The 21,031-nt window shown below is 42.6% G+C and carries 13 protein-coding genes; 4 read left to right on the top strand and 9 right to left on the bottom strand.

Features of this window, described 5'->3' with window-relative positions; genetic code table 11:
- Positions 1-59 precede the first annotated feature (59 nt).
- Positions 60-932, bottom strand: coding sequence for a LysR family transcriptional regulator (locus OCV19_RS07570; protein ID WP_065675185.1), 873 nt, complete (start codon positions 930-932; stop codon positions 60-62).
- A gap of 394 nt (positions 933-1,326) precedes the next feature.
- Between OCV19_RS07570 and OCV19_RS07565 the strand changes: the two genes are divergently transcribed.
- The gene (locus OCV19_RS07565; RefSeq protein ID WP_065675184.1) at positions 1,327-2,586 is read left to right on the top strand and encodes an adenylosuccinate synthase; all 1,260 of its coding nucleotides are present in this window, start codon (positions 1,327-1,329) and stop codon (positions 2,584-2,586) included.
- An 85-nt stretch (positions 2,587-2,671) separates the two neighbouring features.
- Here OCV19_RS07565 and OCV19_RS07560 read toward each other — a convergent pair whose 3' ends face one another.
- From OCV19_RS07560 to OCV19_RS07525, 8 genes are all read right to left on the bottom strand, one after another.
- The gene (locus OCV19_RS07560; protein ID WP_065675183.1) at positions 2,672-5,968 is read right to left on the bottom strand and encodes a type I restriction endonuclease subunit R; all 3,297 of its coding nucleotides are present in this window, start codon (positions 5,966-5,968) and stop codon (positions 2,672-2,674) included.
- Positions 5,969-6,100: 132 nt separating this feature from the next.
- A complete protein-coding gene (locus tag OCV19_RS07555; RefSeq protein WP_065675182.1) occupies positions 6,101-7,777 on the bottom strand; it encodes an SWIM zinc finger family protein in 1,677 nt (558 codons plus the stop codon).
- A gap of 106 nt (positions 7,778-7,883) precedes the next feature.
- Positions 7,884-9,155, bottom strand: a complete 1,272-nt coding sequence (locus OCV19_RS07550) for a restriction endonuclease subunit S (protein WP_065675181.1) — start codon at positions 9,153-9,155, stop codon at positions 7,884-7,886.
- Complete coding sequence (locus tag OCV19_RS07545) at positions 9,145-10,791, bottom strand: type I restriction-modification system subunit M (protein ID WP_065675180.1); 1,647 nt, start codon at positions 10,789-10,791, stop codon at positions 9,145-9,147. The genes OCV19_RS07550 and OCV19_RS07545 overlap by 11 nt, the downstream gene beginning before the upstream one ends.
- A 325-nt stretch (positions 10,792-11,116) precedes the next feature.
- Positions 11,117-11,962, bottom strand: coding sequence for a DUF7281 domain-containing protein (locus OCV19_RS07540; RefSeq protein ID WP_065100350.1), 846 nt, complete (start codon positions 11,960-11,962; stop codon positions 11,117-11,119).
- Positions 11,959-13,257, bottom strand: coding sequence for a hypothetical protein (locus OCV19_RS07535; protein WP_065675179.1), 1,299 nt, complete (start codon positions 13,255-13,257; stop codon positions 11,959-11,961). The genes OCV19_RS07540 and OCV19_RS07535 overlap by 4 nt, the downstream gene beginning before the upstream one ends.
- The gene (locus OCV19_RS07530) at positions 13,257-13,895 is read right to left on the bottom strand and encodes a hypothetical protein (protein WP_065675178.1); all 639 of its coding nucleotides are present in this window, start codon (positions 13,893-13,895) and stop codon (positions 13,257-13,259) included. Before OCV19_RS07530 ends, OCV19_RS07535 begins: the two co-directional genes overlap by 1 nt.
- Complete coding sequence (locus tag OCV19_RS07525) at positions 13,892-17,551, bottom strand: ATP-binding protein (protein ID WP_261875697.1); 3,660 nt, start codon at positions 17,549-17,551, stop codon at positions 13,892-13,894. Before OCV19_RS07525 ends, OCV19_RS07530 begins: the two co-directional genes overlap by 4 nt.
- Positions 17,552-17,772: 221 nt before the next feature.
- Here OCV19_RS07525 and OCV19_RS07520 point away from each other — a divergent pair, with 221 nt between their 5' ends.
- From OCV19_RS07520 to OCV19_RS07510, 3 genes are all read left to right on the top strand, one after another.
- Positions 17,773-18,627, top strand: coding sequence for a WYL domain-containing protein (locus tag OCV19_RS07520; RefSeq protein WP_065675176.1), 855 nt, complete (start codon positions 17,773-17,775; stop codon positions 18,625-18,627).
- A gap of 322 nt (positions 18,628-18,949) precedes the next feature.
- Positions 18,950-19,777, top strand: a complete 828-nt coding sequence (locus OCV19_RS07515; RefSeq protein ID WP_065100345.1) for an HNH endonuclease — start codon at positions 18,950-18,952, stop codon at positions 19,775-19,777.
- A gap of 154 nt (positions 19,778-19,931) precedes the next feature.
- The gene (locus OCV19_RS07510) at positions 19,932-21,011 is read left to right on the top strand and encodes a hypothetical protein (RefSeq protein ID WP_065675174.1); all 1,080 of its coding nucleotides are present in this window, start codon (positions 19,932-19,934) and stop codon (positions 21,009-21,011) included.
- The last annotated feature ends 20 nt before the right edge of the window (positions 21,012-21,031 follow it).

The following is a 21,031-nucleotide window of genomic DNA, read 5'->3' as shown; positions in this document are numbered from 1 at the left end:
ACAGAACACAAAAAGCCCACACTTGGCAGGCTCAGGTAACTCAAAGTCAGTGATGGCGTTTATTTGCTTTGTAACAGAGTAATCTCATCATTCACCCAGCCTAATAACTGCTTGGTCGCTTTAGACAAGACTTGGTTCTGCCTCACGATATAACCAAGGCTTGTGCTTGAGAAGTTGGTTAATGGAGTCACTTTTGATTTCAAGTGCTGCTTAGTGAATATTGCAAACTCAGGAACAATCGCCACACCAAATCCCGCTTCCGCCCAATCGATTTGAGCGTCTACGCTCCCTACTTCCATCACCCTATAACTAGGTAGGTTCAAACTTGGTAAACCTTCATCAATGAAGTCACGGGTTCTCGTATCGTGGCCAAGTAGAATCAAGGTGAGTTCTTCGTCAGAGTCTTGGATATCAAACCCATCGCCTAACGCACACCATGAAAGCTCTTGAAGCTTAGTAAAATACAGTGACTCGTTGTGCTGTTCTTTAGCTATAACAAAACCAATATCCGCCTGAGCATTCTTAACTAGGCTCGATGCTTGAGATGACGTGGTATTCAACAACGTGAGATCGATACCCGGATACTGCGCTTTGAACTTCTGAAACGGGCGAATCAACAAGAATCGAGAAATGATGTCACTCACGGCGATGGTTAACGTCCCTATTTTGAGATCGTTAATCGCATTGAGATCGGCCTGACAAATCTGCAGTTCGAGTAACGTTCTTAGGCTTGTCTCTAATAGCCTTTCACCTGCTTGAGTCAATTGAAATGGGCTTCGTTCTATCAACTTAATGCGTGTTTGTTGTTCCAGTTGTTTTAGGTGCAAACTCACATTGGGTTGTGTCATGTGCAGTGCATTGGCCGCTTTCCCAAAATGCTTGTACTCCGCAAGCGTCACAAACGTCTTCAACAAATTAATATCGAGCATCATATCCCCTCTCTCGTGTTACTTACATCATTCCCTAAAGTAAAGAATGCCCCATCGTCATTCCCTACAGTGAGGAACGAACATGATAGGGAATCTCACTTGTGGTTTGAGATTCCTGATACCTCGTTCCTCGGTTCTGGAATGACGCCACGAAATCGAGTCGACGTTAGGTTCGTCACTTCCAGTCGTAAGGAACTGCAATCGCGTCACTCTCTACTACGATTTACACCCCACCCCGTCATTCCCTACAGTGAGAAACGAACGCGATAGGGAATCTCGTTTGTAGCTTAAGACTTTAAGGATATATGGAATCCTTATCAAGATAATAAAGATAATTAATTTCTCTTATCCACTTTGTAGGCCTAACATGATTTCTCAATCAGTTAGGAGAAAAATTATGCCATCTATCGTTGTTGTGGGCGCAAACTGGGGTGATGAAGGCAAAGGCCGCATCGTCGATTTTTTAGCAGACCAAGCTTCTGCTAGCATTCGTTTTCAAGGCGGAAACAATGCAGGCCATACCGTAGTAAACGACTTCGGTACATTCAAACTGCACCAACTACCTAGTGGTATTTTTAATTCTGATTGTACGGCGGTTCTGGGCCCAGGCATGGTGATCAGCCCTGCTGCGCTAACTCAAGAGATTGCAGAGGTTCAAGAAGCTGGCATCAAAGTTAAAATGGCGATCTCAGATCGTGCGACACTGTGCCTTCCTTTACACGCCCTTGAAGATACGCTTGAAGAAGAACGTTTAGGTGACGGCGCTTATGGTTCAACACGTCAAGGTATTGCGCCAGCGTACGGCGATCGCGTGATGAAGAAAGGCATTCTTGTCGGTTGGTTGAATCAACCTGAGATTTTAGAGCAACGCATTCAATTCCTGCTTGATTGGAAGATGCCTCAACTGAAGGCTCTATACCCTCAATGTGATTTCACTCAGACAGCTTCTGAAATGACAGAATGGCTACTTGAAGTAACTAAAGCGTGGCGCCCGTTCATCTGCAACGTAACTGAGCCGCTAAAAGCACTACAATCGCAAGACGCGAACCTACTGTTTGAAGCTCAGCTAGGTGCAGGTCGTGACCTTGTCTATGGTGAATACCCTTGGACAACGTCTTCGAATGTAACCGCAGCTTATGCAGGCATTGGTAGCGGTTTACCTGCCCTTCGCCCTGAGCGTATTATTGCCGTTGCTAAATCGTTCAGTTCGTCTGTGGGTACTGGCACGCTCGTTACAGCAATGGAAGAGCAAGACAGCTTCCGAGAAAGCTCTAACGAATACGGTGCAACAACAGGCCGCCCACGTGATATGGGTTACTTCGACGCGGTAGCAACTCGCAACGGTGTTGACCTGCAAGCCGCAACGGAAATCGCACTGACTAAGATTGATTGCCTGTCTGGTTTGTCTGAACTTAAGATCTGTACTGCTTACTCTGGTGAACACACTGAGAACCCGATTTGGCCACAAACGGCTGAGCTAAAACCTGTATATGAAGATATGGCAGGTTGGGATGAAGATATCACTGGCTGTCGCACGTTTGAGAGCCTTCCTCAAGCGGCACAAGATTACGTTACTCGTATCGAAGAGCTGATGGGTGTGCCAATCGTGATGGTATCGGTAGGTCCAGAGCGCGAGCAAATGATCATTCGAGGTTAGATCTCTATTCGAGTATTTCAGCTAAAGTGATTGTTTTAGCTGAAATACTCATTGATAAAATCAAATGTCATCAAATTTAAAGCGACTACACATTCTTCTTATAATTCTCAGCCTGCTCTAGCACGCCTTTGTAAACATCATCGTTGGCTACTGGTGGGAAGCCGAATTTGTGTAGCAGTAAGATTAAATCCACTTTCAACTTGGCTTTGATGTCATCGCGCCCTGCCCAGTCTGGATATTGGGCGACATTGTCTACTGTGGTTTTCATTTCCTTCGCCAGTTCGAGCATCTTGTCATCGTCGTAAGTGAAATCGTACTTCTTGCGCATGTGGTTCAAGATATCGAGGAACGCTTTCTCTTCTAGGTCGATACCTAGGTCTTCAAACGAGCCCATTTCTTTCACGATATCAAAGATAATGTCGGTCATTTCTTGAGAGAAGGTATCGAACTCCTCACCATTCAACACATCATTTTCACGACGTTCGTTGTATTGCTCCACCAGCGATTGGAAGCGCTTAGAGAAGTTCATCCCTTGTAACTGGTTAACCTTTTTAAAATCGCTTATCGCCTTCTCTAGTAGCTTTTGAAGCAACTGAATCTTGGTGTTAGGCAACTTAATCTTGTTGATGCGAGCTAGGTAATCTTCGTCAAAAATATCGATAGCTTCGGCGTGCTCATCACCAATGGTAAAGATCTCTTCTACCCCATCGGCACGAAGTGCTTCTGCTACTAACTCACGAACACGCTTATTCATTTGTGCCGTGTCTGGTGCATCACCTTTGGTTAGCTTAAAGATGATAGAGCGTACTGCGATATAGAAGTGAATTTGGTCACGCTCTTGCTGAGATAACAATTCACTACCACAGCAAACATCATAAGCCGCCTTCATACGACCGACTAAAGCCATGAATCGGGTTTCGCCTTTCTTGGTTTGAAGAATGTATTCTGCCGACTGATTAAGGCACTCTAACTGCTTACACGGCTCTCCTGTGTAATAACCTGACGTATCGAACTTGTGGAACATCTGTCTTAACAGATCGAGATGGTTCTTCACCTCAATAACGGAAAAGCGAATATCTTCAAAGTTAGTCTCATCAGCCTTTGAATACATCGCTAAGGCTTGATTCATTCGCGACTTGATACCAATGTAATCGACAACTAGCCCTTTCGCCTTGCCTTCAAACTTACGGTTAACACGTGAGATAGTTTGAATCAGGTTGTGTTTCTGCAACGGCTTATCGATGTAGATAATATCCAATTCAGGAACGTCAAAACCTGTTAGCCACATATCGACCACAATGGCTATTTTGAAATTCGACTTAGGACTCTTAAACTGCTGGTCGAGCGATTTTCGATATTCCTTTGTCCCTAGCAGGCTGTACTGATCAGGATCATCGTCTTTACCGCGCGTCATCACCATTTGCACCATCGCAAGTGGTTTTAACTCTTCTTTCTCTTTTTCTGTCAGCTCGACGCCATCAATTGATAGCTTTTCCTCGAACCATTCTGGCTTTAAGATTTTGACTTGCTTATAAAAATCAAACGCGATTTCACGACTCGCACAGACAAACATCGCCTTGCCCTTTATCGTGGAACCTTCTTTAACTCGCCCCTCATAATGTTCAACAAAGTCTTTCGCCAAAGCGTCAATACGGTCAGGGTCGCCAAGAATCGCGTTCATATTGGCAGAAGCTTTCTTGCTCTCTTCTATCTGATGTTCATTAGTGCCAGCTTCTGTACACGCTTGGTAGTATTTCTCTACCTCTTCAAGCTTGCTGTTATCAAGAATGACTTTAGCGGCTCGGCCTTCATAAACAATACGCACCGTAATTTCATCATTAACAGATTCTGTCATGGTGTAGCTGTCTACTGCATCACCGAATACATCAAGGGTGGCATCTATTGGTGTTCCAGTGAAACCAACGTAAGTCGCGCTTGGTAGAGAATCATGTAGATACTTAGCAAAACCGTATGTCTCTTTCACATCGACGGCTACACCATCTTGATATTTGATCACCACTTTCTTATCGAGGTTGACCTGTGAACGGTGCGCTTCATCAGAAATACAGATGATGTTTGTACGCTCTGAAAGCAATTCGATGTCTTCGGTGAACTTATGAATGGTAGTCAGGAACACACCACCACTCTTGATGCCTTGCAGCTTGTCTCTTAAATCTTGACGGCTTTTAACTGGCACCACCATCTCATCACCAATGTAATCAGACGCATTACAAAACTGTTTAGAAAGCTGGTCATCGAGATCGTTGCGGTCGGTAATAAGTACAATGGTCGGGCTTTCAAAATCGATGCTTTTCATCAGTAGGCGCGATAGAAATTGCATGGTAAAGCTCTTACCACACCCTGTTGCACCAAAGTAAGTACCGCCTTTACCACTACCGTATGGCTTACGTTCTTTGTCAATGTTGTAGTAAAGCTTACGCGCCGCGTAGTACTGCGGATAACGGCAACAGATTTTGATCTCTTTCTTCGAGGTGTCAGGGAAGAAGACAAAGTTCTTCACCACATCAAGTAATCTGGTTTGGTTAAACAACCCGGCAATCATGGTGTAGAGGGAGTTAATACCCTCTTTTTCGGTAGACTCGTTACCCGTTACTTTGCGCCACGCATAGAAAAACTCATACGGCGCAAACAGGTTACCCATTTTATTATTCACGCCATCACTGATGATACACATCGCGTTGTAGACGAACAGCTTAGGAATATCACGGCGATAACGAACGCAAATTTGCTTCCAAGCATCAAAAATGGTCGCGTCTTTCTCTCGCACGGCACTTTTGAATTCAAACACCACCAGCGGTAAGCCGTTCACATAAAGGATGCCATCAGGGATTCGAACTTGTTCATCGACACCCTCAATCTCTAACTGGTTTACGATCTTATAGATATTAGTGTCGGTCGCTTCTAATCGATTTGTTTCTAGGTACGTAACCTTACCTTCAGCAACTTCTCTATCAGAGTTGTCTGGCTTAGATTTATTCTCTAGCAACGGCACAAACATCAAGCGTAAGGCTTGTGCCAAATGTCTTGTATCGATTAACTCAATATAGAGGTCTTTCTTTGAGCGATCTTCACGCTTAAATAAAAAGCCATTGGTTAGCCATTGGCAGAAGGTTTTATTGCTATGGTACAAATCACTGGCAGGCAACGTTGAGATCATACGAACAATGGTGTCGATTTCGCTCTCGGTGATACCATCGCCTCGGTACTGCTTGGCAAGGTAGCGGCGTAAGTCATCTAAGATGAGTACTTGTTCTTTGTCTTCACGCGCTATTTGTTCACCCACTACGTGTGGGTAGCCTTGCTCACCCAATAGCTCAATAATGGCCTGTTCGAGTTTGGCTTCAGTAAATTTTAAGCTCATCGCCTTTTCCTACTGCTGTTTGACGTTGTTTGTTGTTTTCTAAATTGAGTTATTTAAATTTGTTTTGTAGTAACTCGGTTTCGGGCTTTGTTCCATTTTCTCAACACCGCAGATCTTGTCACCTCCGCTGAATCAGATATATTTTGAATAATATTTCTGAATTAAAGCGAACATATTACGCTTACGCTTGTACGTGGTAGCGAGTTGCGCCACCTGACTATAAAATGTCGCCAATTGAGTAGGATGCGATTTCAGCATATTCTCTAAACGTCGAAGTAACTCTAAAGCTTGATCGTAAGCCGTATTATTGGTCTGTTCGATATAAGATGAGACTGCTCGCAGATAATAATCCAGCGTATTTTCAGGTTTATCATCCACAATATGATCGGCAAGCGAAATAAGTCCTTGTATTGATATTTTATGTTCGGCAACCCATTCGCACGCTTTGTCTAATTGCTGGTTATCGATATAGAACAGAACCAAGGCATCCGTACGATCAGAAGCTTGATTATAGCGGTCTGGTTGTTGATAGGCATTGGCAAGTAGCAGTTCAGTGCGGGAGAAAAATTCAACATCATCAATTTGGTAATTGGCTTTAAACTTCGCTAACTGTTGATAATATTGAAAGCTTGGTGATTGTTCTAACAAACGGTTAGCTAATACCCATGCAGAATGGATTTCACCTAGTTCAACATAAAGACGGAATTGAGCTTGTTCGCACGCACGAAGTTCATAATCACTCGCCATTTTTTTCGCCTTAGCTAACCAAAACTCAGCTTCTAACGGCTCTTGCTCATCAATGAACATATCAACAACTTCAAGATAATCTCGACACGTTCGTGCTATTTTTTGTTTAATTCCCGCCACTTCACGCCAATCGGAGTTGTGTTTCATTAACGGAACTGCCCATGAGCGTAAGTTCCAGCTACTCTCATCTTGCGATGCTTGATCTATCGCTTGGCGGCATAAGGTTAGAAAGTGGGTGTTAGATTGCCAAATCGCTCCAAAACTCTCTTCAATCGAAGGAAATACGTCAAATTCGTAATGGGTCAAACGCTCAAACATCCACTGCGCTTTCTCTTGCTCACTCCAATTAAGCTTTGCCAGCGTCTTTGGCATGTGTTCGTTAATCATGCTTTCAATGCCATAACGATCGCCATTGGAGTCATCAATTTGCTCTAGCACCTTATTCAACCGTTCAACAAGGTAGTTGATTAATTTCCATTGATGATCGGCGTTAAGGCTTTCCATTGATTCAATGATCATGTTCAATTGAATTTCTGCTGAGTTGAAATAACCATGGCTTTCTCGCCAATCCCAGAGCTGTTCTCGCGGTAAGGCTTGGGTAACCAACTTTTTCAGCTCGCCATATACGGCTGGCTTTTCGCGTATTTCAATTTTTGTCAGCAGTGCATTCCATGTGTACTCATCTTCTTCTAGGTATTCGAGTAGCATCTCTACCATGGCCTCTTCACCAAGGCTTTGCAGGTGATTTTTTATGGTATCTCGTTCACTACTTTGGTTTAAAGCTTGGTCTTGTAGGCAAAGGGCAACCGCCACGCCGTGCTTGCACAACATTTGATATTGCGCCGCAGGGCAAGTACAAGTGCCAACCAGATCGCCAGTGAAATCGAGGCTCACTTGATAATTGAGGCTGCCTTTGACCTGTGCGGTCGCGGTGTTGCCAACAAGGTTAAGCTTGCGTACTGCACCACTGCGTGAAAGCAAGATGCCTTTTTGCAAAGTGCTTGTTTCACACAGTGTCGTCAATTCAGAAATGTCGATTTCACGAGTATTAGTTGCGTTCATTATATTATGGTTCCACCTACGCTTTGCTTTGTATATTTCGGATTCATCTAATTCCCACCTTCGTTATCTCAGAACCGAAGGACGAGGTATCTGAGATGGCGAAAGGTTACTCTGCAATTGCTATAGCTTGTTCTACTTGCAGGTTTTCTAAGTCGATTTCGCCGGAAAGCAATTTAGGAAGTAGCGTGTCACGGAGTGCTTCTAGGTTCTGATTTTCCATCTGATTCGACTTAATTTTATCGAACAGTGGTTTCACTAGAGTATCAAAGCTATCAAGGATCTCTTTCGATGGCACGATGACTGGCAGTGCTTTGATAATCCTAGAGTTAACAGCTTTTGCTATTGATGAAGTGCTCCCTAATGACTCAAAATTGAACTGCTTCATGTAAGAATACAAAAAGTTAGTTGATACACGAGCATCATCAGTCAATTTGTAATGAGCAATAGCTTCATTTGTGGTCATCTCACCATGAGTGATAGCTACACGTCCTACAGTCAGTTTAAAACTCAAAATCAATGTGTTATCGGGAATAACCTTGACGTTAAACTTATCTACAGCCTCTGGTGTCAGGTACTCTGATGAGTCCAGAGCATAAGTACCAGCGTTCCCCATATCCTTGATAGAAACCCAAGTGACATTACTCGGATTTTCAGAAAACCATTGAGGCTCCTTCCTAGGTGGAGTCTTACCAATGGCAACAGTCGCGACTTTTTGCGATTCCAACACTTCCCACCCCTCAGGAATCAAACCTAACTCAGACTCAACGAGCTTTTCTGGGAAAAGCGAGGCAACTTCTTTTGAAAGAAAAGGCGCATCCATCCCTTTTGGCTGTTCGCCATTCATTTTGGCTTTTACTGGGTCAAAATCGACAAGCCAAGATTTGAAAAGCGTTTGTGCCATTTGCTCTAGGGTTTGGTTTATTTGGTTGTTAAGAGTAATTTTCTGATCTAATGCTGCTCCAACAGATACTATTTGGTCTTGAACCTCTCTCCTAGGCCACTCAACTTGCAATGGATGGACATGATTGCGGTTAAGAGCAGGGTTTGCTGCACCTACATCCATTTTTTTTAATTCCGCAGACATACCTTTGAAAAAGTAGTACACAAACTGTGGATTATTCCCTTTGAAATCTTTAACCCATAGGGATGTGTCATGAGGCCAAAAGTCTTTCTCCACAAAAAACACTGTTCCTAGAGTACCTTTTCGACCGAGAACGACTCCGGGCGCTTCTACTTTAGACACATTGTGATAACTTGATATTCCTCCTGAAGAAACTACAGGCACATTACCCTCTTGCTGCTCCTTCTTGGTTATATCAAACCCTCTTTGAAGAGTAATCTGCTCACCAATTGTGGTTGAGAAAAAGTTACTCCCCATAACCCAACGCCTCCAAGTTACGGCGAATCGCTTTATCCAACTCTTGCGATCGATTCATTTGGTTGTATAAGGTTTGTGAAAGCTCGCTCATCTTGGTTTCAAACGGAATGCCGTCATCTTCCACATCAGCTGCGCCAACATAGCGGCCCGGAGTCAGTACAAAGTCATTGGCTTTAATGTCTGCAATGGTCGCTGATTTGCTAAAGCCTGCTTTGTCTTCGTACTTCTCTACTTTGCCATCACCACGTTCAATACGCGCTTTAAGTTCCGCTTCATCACAGCGCCAAGCATGGTAAGTGTCGGCAATTAGAGCGATGTCGTCTTTAGTCAGCTCTTTATTGGTGCGGCTAATCATGGTGCCCATTTCACGAGCATCAATGAACAGCGTCTCTCTTTGGCGGTTACGGAAACCTTTGGTTGTGTTCTCGGTTTTGTCTTTCGTGATAAACCAAATACACACTGGAATTTGCGTAGTAAAGAACAGCTGCCCCGGCAAAGCGATCATACATTCAACGCGATCGTTCTCGATAAGCTGCTGGCGGATCTCACCTTCACCGGAAGTATTTGAACTCATTGAGCCATTCGCCAATACAAAGCCTGCGGTGCCTGTTTCGCTTAGCTTAGAGAGCATGTGCAAAATCCAACCGTAGTTGGCGTTGCCTGTTGGTGGTGTACGATAGCCAGCAAAGCGCGCATCATCGGTTAGCTCTGCTTCATTACGCCAACCTTTAAGGTTAAACGGTGGGTTGGCCATGATGTAATCGGCTTTTAAGTCTTTATGCTGGTCAGCAAAAAAGGTATCGGCTGCACGCTCACCCAAATTGCCTGATAAGCCGCGAATGGCTAAGTTCATCTTCGCCAGTTTATAAGTGGTCGAGGTAAGCTCTTGACCATAGATAGCGATGTCTTTGGTGCGCCCTTCGTGCTCTTTAATGAACTTTAAAGACTGAACAAACATACCGCCGGAGCCACAAGCTGGATCGTAGATCTTACCTTGGAAGGGTTCTAGCATTTCAGCTAATAGTGTTACCACTGACTTAGGCGTATAGAACTCGCCACCACCTTTGCCTTCGGTTGCTGCAAACTTACCTAGAAAGTATTCGTAAACACGACCGACTAAGTCTTCTTCGCTCATGTCACATTCGTTAGCTAACGTATCGATGTTTTCAATACTGTCGATAAGTGACGCCAGCTTTTTCACTTCCAGACCTTGGCGCGAGAAGTAGTTATCTGGCAAAGCGTCTTTTAAGCTTGGGTTGTTTTTTTCGATAGTCGATAAAGCGGTATCAATGATGATAGCGATATCATCTTGCTTCGCTCGCGCTTTAACAAATGACCAACGCGCATCTTCTGGCAAAAAGAAGATGTTGTCTTGTTGGTAGAACTCTTTCATCTCAACAAAGGCTTCTTGCCCGTCGTCTATCATCTTCTGACGGCGTGCTTCAAACTTGTCGCTGATGAACTTTAAGAACACAAGACTTAATACCACGTGTTTGTATTCAGATGACTCAACACTGCCACGCAACTGATTAGCGGTATCCCAAAGGGTCTCTTCAAAGCCTTTGGTCGCTTTTTTAGCTTTTGAAGCGGGCTTAGCTTTTGAGGCGGGTTTCTTGTTAGCGGGTGCTTTTGCCATGTTGTTAATTACTCGAATAATGTAGGACTCTGCTTTCAAGCGCAGACTATTGAGGGCGATTATATATGAAATTGAATGAGTTGAATTGATAAAGCTCCGATTTTAGGCGCTTTTTACGTGCCTTAAGATAAGGAAATATCCAAATGATCGAGCATTTTAAAAAAGCCACAAAATTCGTTTAATCTTTATAAATAATTCAGTGGCTAGATTAGCAGCACTTAACAGTCTTGTAGGCACTCTGCATGAGCTTCACAACATTTGATTGATTACCCCAAGGTAAACATGCCTATCTCCGCACTTACAGGGGAGCTCAACATTTACGTGACTAAATTTGATGTAACCTTACGGCTATCTGATTTGCCATGATTGACTCTTGTGTTATCCCTTTTTCCAATTCAGATATTATGGACTCTAACTTAGGGGGGATAAGTTTTGAGACACGATCCCAGTTTTGGTATTGGTCTGCAAACAAGTCTGAACGACCATGTTTTTTGAGAGAACCCATAGATAAATTTGGTAGCAGCATATAAGTCGCTCCCGATGATAAAGCTAAAGAAATACCTTTAGGATCGCTGTCAAACCAAGCTATAAGCTCGACCTCTGGAAAAGCCAACGCAATTTCTTTTGATATTACTCCCGTGTCCTTGTCTCCTCGGTAAACAATAAGAGGATTAGAACCTATGTCGGTTTGTACTAATCTAAACTTAGAGAATGCTTCATAGTTTTCAACGACCACAACTTGGCTGTGCTCAATGCTCGTCAAATGACTTAGAGCTACCTCAATGTTCATGCCCTCTTGTAAGTCATATGATTTGCCATTTATGTTCGTGGACAAAATCCCATAAATTTTAATGACTTTGTCTTTGACAGGCCTTGAGCTTAGCTTCTCGTTTGGAAAGAACTGAGCCATATCCGTTCGAGAATCCGGGATAGAGTCAGTTAGAAGATCAAAGCCTGATTGCTCTTTGATCACCTTCCTAATTTGACGTATATCTCTAGGCGTCAGCTGCAAATTTTCTCCTCTGGCGCTCCCAACACTAAAGTCGCGATGAAAAGTATCAAACACGCCACTCAGCGCTACACTGGCACCTTCATTAACCTTCGCAGGAGAGAACAATTGCTTTAACCTATTTAAATCACTACCCGTTATATCATCAATAATTCTACTCACAGTTTCCTCGCTATAGACACATCTTCTAAGTGAAGGTTGCCGTAACCTATATTGCTACCTTTTGCTAAATAGGTATAAGACCCGATAGGCTCAACGGTAAAGCCTTTGCTATCTTCGGGAAGCATTGAACTATGGAAATTAAGCACGCTAAATAGCCACACGTCTTTAGCGCAAGTGAGCTGATCAAGGTCTTCCGGTAAGTCACTATTGATTTGCTCGTAATACTCCAAAGCGGAAATGCTGGTTTTTCCCTTACCAATAAAGGCTTCAGCAAAAAAGGTATCGCAATGTGAATCAATGTCCGCTTCAATCAGCTCTTGTATTTCAACATCAAGAGTCAATTCTCGGCGCTCAGCTTCTTCAACAACCGGAAGCTCTTCTTGTTCGGCGGGCTGTGCCGTAATTTTTTCAACAATATCGGCCAATTCCGGCTCTTGGTCCATATCATCAGGATTTGGGTGATGCGCAAATTGAATAGGTTCTGAAAGCCAAAACACCGGTATACCATGTTGCTTTGCTATCTCATCAGGCAAAATCAAATCGTCACTTGGTGTCCAGTGCGGCTCTTGATCAATAAACCGATCAAAGGCATTGATCAGGTCCTTATCGCGTTCGCGGTTACGATACTTCAGCATCAAAGCTCGAAGTTGAATTAGGATAGACCCGAGCTCTTGTTGGCAACTACGAATCGCACTGTGCATTTCAGAACAAAACAAGGTGTTGAGCTCGGAGTTATCTCCAGCCATTTCACTCAACAACTTAAAAGAGAAAGCTTTCATGCCAGTAACAAGCTTTTCAGCTTGCTCTATAGCAACTTGGTTCTCTTTTTGTTTCTGAGTGAGCGTATGGCCATAGCCAAAGTCATAACTGATACGGTTTCTTAAGCGACGACAAGACTCTTGCAAGTCCATTGTGATTTCATAAACGACACCCTCAAGGCTATTAAATCTATCCGCCTCTTGTTCTCTTTTGCCATTTAATTTAGCTTCCAGGTATTCTTGCGCTAAGCTCTGAATTTCTGGAATGCGCTCAGCATGTTGAGTCCCGAGAAATGAACTTGCCTCCGTTTCAAGGAAGTAGTTCATCAATGCTTCCATCTTAGGGTGCACGCGGTAGCCGCGGCTTGTCACGATAACAACACGGGCTTCTTTTAGTTTACGTAGGTCATTGGCGTTTTCATGAGTTTCACGTATCGTGCCATTTTCAAAAACATGCGTTAATGTGTCCTTTGCTTGGCTGATTAAGCGAAGCATGTGGTTAACACCACCATGTTTCCCATTGTTTTGAGGGCTCATCAAAAGTTGAACTCCCCTTGGTTCTCGTTTGCTTTGTTAACTGTCTCAACGATCTTTTCATGCGTATCGATGAAATCGAGCACCTCGTAAACAAAGTCTAATTTTCCCGTCATCACATAGAGTTGGCGCTCTTTGTTTACTAAATGAGCCACCCCTTCTTTAACCAGAAATTCAACAACCACATTTAGTTTATCAGCGGCACTGTCACGCACTTTTTTTCGACTCACTTTTGGAAGTCGATAAATACTATCGAGTTTCTCCATCAAGCTAGGAGACGATTGGATTTGCGCACTCAGCACAGGCACATTTAACTCATCACCACCAACCATCACTGCTTCAACTTGAGCAGCCTCACTGACTGTCGCCACGAACTTAACCACAGGTCGAATGATACCGTGTACATTACTCATCAACGCGGTCACCTGACGACGATTGTGGTCGTCGATATTTTTATAGGTGACATAATAAGCGCTGGTTCTGCTCGTACATTGGAGCTCGCGCCCCATAAGAGTCAACGCTTGATTGATTTCTCGGCGTGTACGATCCTCTTTAAGCGTCTTGTAAGCTTCACGATCCGTTGCTGGGCAGATAAAGCTACCACTAAGTAGAGATTCTAAGACTTGTGATACTGGCTTCATGCTTCTACTCCTGTGCTAGTTTCAGCGGCTTTAGCTAACGCAAGTTTGCTTACTTTAGGTTTGTTGAAAATGTTCTTGTAAGGCGTTAAGTGGTACAGGTACTTGAATAAATTGGCTGTACGGTTATTGCCATCTGGTTGAGCCGCAATAACATTGAAGTTGTGTGCCCCCATCATTTTAAGTAATTTAGCTTGGTTTTCTGCCGTCAGCTTACCAATCTCATCGGTTGGGTAAGTTATGGATAGTCGACTTGCTCCACGTTGTTGCGTCAGTAGTGCTAAATACAACATGGATTGAATGAGCAAGTTCGTACCATTACTGGCCAAATCACGCATATCTTTATCTGTTTTGGCCGTTTTACGTTGGTTGTTCTCGATGACTTCAAATTTGATGTCAAACAGCTCAGTAGGCTTTTTAACTTTCTCGGCACTAATATGGTATGTCAGTGTACTTAAAGCGTTGAAAAACTCTTTGGTTGGTAGCTCAGCAGATCCCGTTTTATCCCACTCTTCGTAAATCTCAGAGAAGTTAATAATATCTTGCCAACCTTGTAGTTTGGAAAGTGAACTCTCAACGTTAATGTCAATAGAACCAACCACCGAGAACGTGTTATTGAGCTTTACTTGTTCAGAGATATTACGACCAAGTTTTTTAATATCACGGTCGAAACCAAGTAGCCGATGCTTGAAGTCAACAAGCATACGCCCCATGTTGACCGCGCTTTCAATTGTTATGCTGGTCACCTGAGGAATAATGTCATTCATGATGATTTCTAGAATATCTATTCGCTTAGAGTCACTAGCAACAATATCCTCTGTAATGGTATTTCGACTGCTTTCATTCCAGAAGCGGTACAGCTCCCCGTCACCAAGATTAAGAGTGATAGTTTCCATCTGTTGTATATCTTTTTTGCGTAGCTTAGTAAGCCTCTCTAACTCCGGGAGTTTGCTCTCTACATCACTCAAGAGTGAATTTAAATCGCCATTATAATCGAGTGCTTCTTGGCTCCCTTCCTCTCCCTCGAACATCACATAGTTAGTTAGGCGAGAGATTGCACTGTCAGCTCGCTGTTTGTGGTTTCTCAAGATAGAGAGCTTCTCATCAAACTCTTTTTTGGTTCGATGAGCTTTGGCTCTCAACTCTTTCAGTTTAATTTCAAAAGATTTAATATCTTGATGCACCGTTTCAAGTTCTTTGACCTTAGTATTGCGATCGTCACGTCTCTTAGGATCATCCATTTCATAAACAGCAAGCCATGTCTCATATTCTTTGATTTTATGAGACTTCACTTTTAAGTTTTTGATCTCATTATCAAGAAATTCAATATCTTCTGTGTAGCGTTGATAGATTTCACCGCTAATACCTTGGTCACTCAACCGCTGTTCATATTCCGTTTTGATGCGCTGTTTGTTCTCGCCTAACGTCAGAGTACTTTTTTCCAGTAATTCATCTATAGCTCCGATCGTGAGATCAAGTGATGATTCAACATTGCTAATTTGAGTAAGCCTGTCGTTGTTTAGCTCTAATTTTGCTTCTTCAAAACGTTCAAGCGTCACTGAGATTTCCCTATCAATCAGGGCTATAGCTTTCTCAATCGATTTGATGTTTATATTAATTTTTTCGACTAAGCCCTCTTTTGCACGGGCAATCTCTATTTTCTTGTTTTTAAGGTTAACCTTAGTTTGTGATAGGTCACCCTCAGCGTTTCGCAGTTCATTGCGTAATCGTGATAACTCAAGCGTTGACTGCTTAACAGCAAAATCATTTTTCAAAATTTGCTTATTGAAATCAGCCTCTGCGTCTTCAAGCTCAACGATACGGTCCATCAAGTGAGCCTGCTCTTCCACATCAGCTTTGTTGGTGACACTACAATCTGCTAGGTTGCTCGTATCGATATATAAATCGTACATTGAACCTGAATCTTCAGTCATTGATGGTGTGAGTGTCGTGTCCATCAAAAGCTCATCGGTAAGAACACGACCAAGTGGAGAGCTTTGCCACCCCTGTCGATTAGCCTCCAGGAACGAGAACAAGGTTCCTGAATCTGGGTCTAATCGGTTACTGACTACTTTTAGCCTGGTTTCGGCATCGCGCATATTTCGACGAGTGGCCTCTAATCTTTCGAGTAGCTTTTCACGTTTAGTTTGTAAGTTGACTCCTTCCTTCTCACTCAAAGTTGTCGTGTGTTTTAACGTGTCTACTTGTTCTTGTAATCTGTCCTTCTCAGACTCCAACTGCTCTCTCTGCTCAATGAGAAGCTCATCAATATCTGGGTTCTTTAGTCGCTGCTTTTGAGTAGCGAGTTCAGCCCTATGCTCCATAAGAGCCTGAGATTTATCCGCTGTAAAAATCGTATGGGTTTGGGTCAGTTCCTTTAACTGTGGCTGATATACATCGTCTATCTTGTCTTTTTTAACCTTGCACTCTTTCTCGGCATCAAGTTTTTGCTCTGTTAGGTCAGACTTTTCTTTATTGAACTTACTAACAAGGCTTTGTTTGTCTTTCTCATACTTTGCTTTGGCATCATTTACCTTAGTTTCAAGATCGGAGTAACTTTGTCTTTGTTGTGCCACCCTGTCTTCCATTTCTGGCAATTGTTTTAGCTTAACGGACAGCTCTGGATAACCACTATTTTCGTATGTTATAAGCTTGCTGTGATGTACTTCGATCTCAGAGTTAATACTTGTGATAGAGCGTTGAAGAGCGCTCTTTTGAACCTCTTTGTCAAGCTTATCTTGATTAATTTCGCCAATCTGCTTGTCACTGTTTTCAAGAAAATCTGAGCGTTGTTGTTCGGTTTTCTTAAGAGAGCCATCAAGGCTTTCAGACGCATCACGAATGGTTATTAAGGCACTTGCGAGCTGAGTGGTTAGATAGGCAATCTGCTTATTGTTCGCAATAGCTTCAATGAACGCTTCTTTTTTGTCTAGGAACGCTGTTAGGCCGTTGTAGTCATCACACCATTGTTCAATTCTGTTTGCATCCACACCAAACTCTAATGTGCTATTCCCTTGCTCGAGGATATCCAGGAAAAGCGCCTTTGTGTCGGCCATATTGAATTCACCTTGAATCAACGCCGCTGTAATTTTTTCAATGTGACGAACATCATGACGACCAGAGCACAAAGAGTAGCTTAGGAACTGATTACTCAAATTCCCTGCATTAATATTTTGGATAATTTCGCGGTACTCTTTGACGCTAGTAATACGCGACTCGTATTCTAAGCCGTTAGCGTTCAGCTCCGCGGCCAGCTTTGTACAGCCGATAGCGTAAGGCTTGTCTTCGCTGTCTTGTTTAATGATCACTGACTGCTCAAACTGACCTTTAACGAAAAGGTAAACAATGCCACCTTTAGTACTAAGGTTTCGATAACAAATGACATGAGCAACTTGACCACGAGCAGTAATGTACTCGAAAACAATATAACTGTTGTTGTGTGGTAAATACCATTCTGCAAAGGGCTTATTGACATTCGATTTCCTGACGATCTGCGTGCCAGTCGCGCCATAAAAGAACGGAATGAGCCTTAAAAGTGATGTTTTGCCTTCTCCGTTACCGCCAGTGATCTGAGTGGGAGCGTCAAAAGAATACTCAGAAAACATCTTGTTTTTCTGATAAGAATTTATTGCGATAACTTTGGTCAATCCGGCATACATCATCGTATCTATCTCGAGTTATGTTGTTTTTCTTGACTGAAAATCAAACAGTTTGAATTTGTGGCCACTAAATCAGGTTACAGCTTTCAATACCATCGACTCTCTCACAGTAAAGATTCCTGACTTTTCCTGCCCTTCTCAATATCCATAATAAATATATGTACTTTTTTGCTACATGTATATACTGTATACATCAACATGTAACATTTATGAGCACGAGCATGAGCCAAGCAGATATCAAATGGGACCAACAGGTACGATTTCGACTAATTGAGATCATTGTTCTTTGGGAGGGCCGACTGACGACAAATCACCTATGTGATGCTTTTCACATAGGGCGGCAACAAGCTTCTAGGGATATCAACAAGTACATTAGCTTAACTGAGCAAGGTCAATTGATACTCGATAGGACAATTAAAGGCTACAGGCCAGCACACAACTTTAAGCCTTTGTTTACTCAAGGGACTGCTCATGAGTATCTACTTATGCTTCATCAGCAATATAACCAAGAAGAGACCTTTGAGTTCTTTAATTGGGGGGAAGCTCAATCGACCGTGTTGAACGTCCCAGAAAGGGCTATATCACCAAGCATTGTTCGAGGGTTAATCGCGGCAGCAAGAGCTAACCTGCGCGTCGATATTGATTATGTGTCACTCTCTACACCTGAGGTTCGAGGTCGAATTATCGCGCCTCACAGCTTGGTTTATGATGGGATCAGGTGGCATGTAAGAGCATATTGTGAAGAGAAAAATGAATTTCGAGATTTCGTTTTAAGTCGCTTTAGGAACGAGCCTGACTTAATGGATAAGTCACCAAAGATGCGAGAACATGATCATAACTGGAACCATCAAGTTAAGTTAACGATTACACCTAATCCTTACTTGTCTGAACAACAGCAAGTTGTTGTAGCAGACGACTACGGTATGAAAAGTAACAAGATGGAAATAGTAACTCGTGGAGCTTTAGTCAATTATTACTTGAGACGTATGGGCGTCATACAAGACCAAAAGCTGCTAAAAGAACAACCAGAAGCCTATCAATTGACAGCTCACTTTGACAAAAGTCTACCTAGATAAATCAAGGTTCATTCGAGACAGCCCGTTAAGATTGGAGATGTTCGAGATGGAACATCACCTGTCTGTGCTAGCAATTAGAACCCGACTTTTTGGTATCACTTTCAATAAGAACACACTAACTCACTCACCCTTCTCCCGGTCGCCCTCGCTGATGTCATAAAACCTGTCATTTTCTAAGCTAATGAGGACAAGCATACTAACCTCTATATAGACCCAAATGAGTATCTCAAATGGCTCTACAGGCCATGTTGATAAGTCATCCAATTTAGGGGGGGGGGCATTGACCATGATATCGATAGCGAATAAAACAAAGAGGTCGACCATGACACACAACTCAACAAAAATTGCACAAGCGCTTAAGGAGCTTTCTACAAGCTCCTCAAAAAAAATACAGAACGGTATTAAAATGCTGAAGGCAAACTATCGAGCCGAAGACAGGAAAATAACAGCTATTCAATTAGCTAAAGCAGCAGGGTACGAAAATTACATGACGGGTAATGAGCAGTACGGCAGCTTTGCTCATGAGCTAAGCCTTATCCTCCAGCACACACCCGAACAGCAAAAAAATGGAGTACCTATTTGGACATATACCATTTGTACAGCGGCTGATGAAACAAATATAAATGGTCACTTCACGTGGGTATTAAAAGATCAGGTGGCAGAAGCTCTAGAAGAGTTAAAATGGGTCACTCCTATCGCTCCAAACAACGTAATAACAGATTTAGAAATGATGCAGGCTCAGCTCGATACTTTGTCAGAAAAAGATAGAGAGATAACCATTCAAGCGCGTATCGGGCAAGGACTATTTAGATCTCGGCTCATTCATCATTGGACAAGTTGTTCGGTGACAGGATTCGATAACACAGATTTTCTTGTTGCATCCCACATCAAACCTTGGCGTGACTGCTCCGCATCCGAAGCGATAGATATGACAAATGGATTATTGCTTACCCCAAACTTAGATACTGCTTTTGATAAAGGCTACATATCTTTTGATCGTGATGGTCTGATTATGTTATCACCACAATTAACATCAAATGACGTCGAAAAACTGAATATTTCACCCACTATGAAGCTTCGTTGGTGCTTCCCCCAGCATGATCATTTTTTGCAGTATCATCGAAAACACATCTTTAGGAAAGACTCCTAATAGTGGTTAGTACTTTTTGAATCACCCTTATGACGGCCAATGCTCAAGCCATAACTAGCATTTAGTGAAATGCGCCGCAATTTATATCATTACACTTTCTTTCAAAGACAGGCCAAACAATAAATAGATATCTTAGAATTGGAAAAGTAGAACTATGGCTAGTAATAGAAAGATAACCAACAATCTGATCCGAGGTTTTTCACTGTTCTTTTTCGTTTCAGTGGTAGCTGTTTTATTTACTCTTTATATTAGTAGTTCCTATTCGACTGCAACAATAGAGGAGAAGTTATCCAGCATAACTGGACTGTGGAACCTCCTACTTGGGCTTCCAATTACAGCGGCAGGAGCAATCATTGCCATTATGCTGGCGCAAAAATCTATCGACATCAGTAAAACACAAGAGCACTTAGAAGAACAAAGTCTTCAACTCAACTCGAAGCTAGCAGAATACGAATTTAAACAAAGCCTGTCCTTGAAATGGGAAGAGTCCGTACACCATTACGTGGAGTTGAACGAAGGGATTCAAGCGTTAACCGATAGCTTGAGTAAGCTAAAATATTGGCACCAGAAACCTAAGAATCACTTATCCATATATGGAGCCGAGCTATCTTCTTCTACAACAAAAAATATTCAATTAGCATTCGATAATTATCAGACCGACGAAGCTTCGGCAGAGAAATTACAAACAAAGATAACAGTTGGCTTTAATTGCTTTGACTGCCCTTCTCTCTCAATATCCAACAACAAGCTAGTGTTCGACGAAGATAAAAACAAAGAGCTTGCATTTGAGCACAACAAGTCCTTCTATGAGGAAGTCGAAGAGCAAGTGATAACATCGCTGCATAAGGTAGAACTCGCACTCATAGCTATTAATAAATGTGGTTTTACTGCAGAGCTATGGAAAGAAAAATACCGTCAGCACTTGGCTAACAATAGTTTTATGCTCAACAATGCCCTCAAACATTATGACGCCTTGAATTGCCAGTTATCGAATTCTTCTGATCGTCTAAAGTTTAATAGCGAAGTTTATCAAACCCCATTAAAAGCACTCGAAAAGGTTAGAGAATACAAACGAAACCTACAAACGCCTTCTTACTCAATGAAGATTTTTCTCTTAACTTCAAACATTCACCCAGAAGCCAACTACCATAATAATTACTTATCTCTACTAGATTTTATCCCCATCAAGAAGAAAAATCGTACATCATCTCACTTTCCCTATCTGGCAGGGTAGTTGTCACTGTTAAAATTTAA

This window comes from Vibrio celticus (assembly GCF_024347335.1).
In the GTDB taxonomy this organism is placed as follows: domain Bacteria; phylum Pseudomonadota; class Gammaproteobacteria; order Enterobacterales; family Vibrionaceae; genus Vibrio; species Vibrio celticus.
This window is presented reverse-complemented; position numbering and strand designations above follow the sequence as displayed.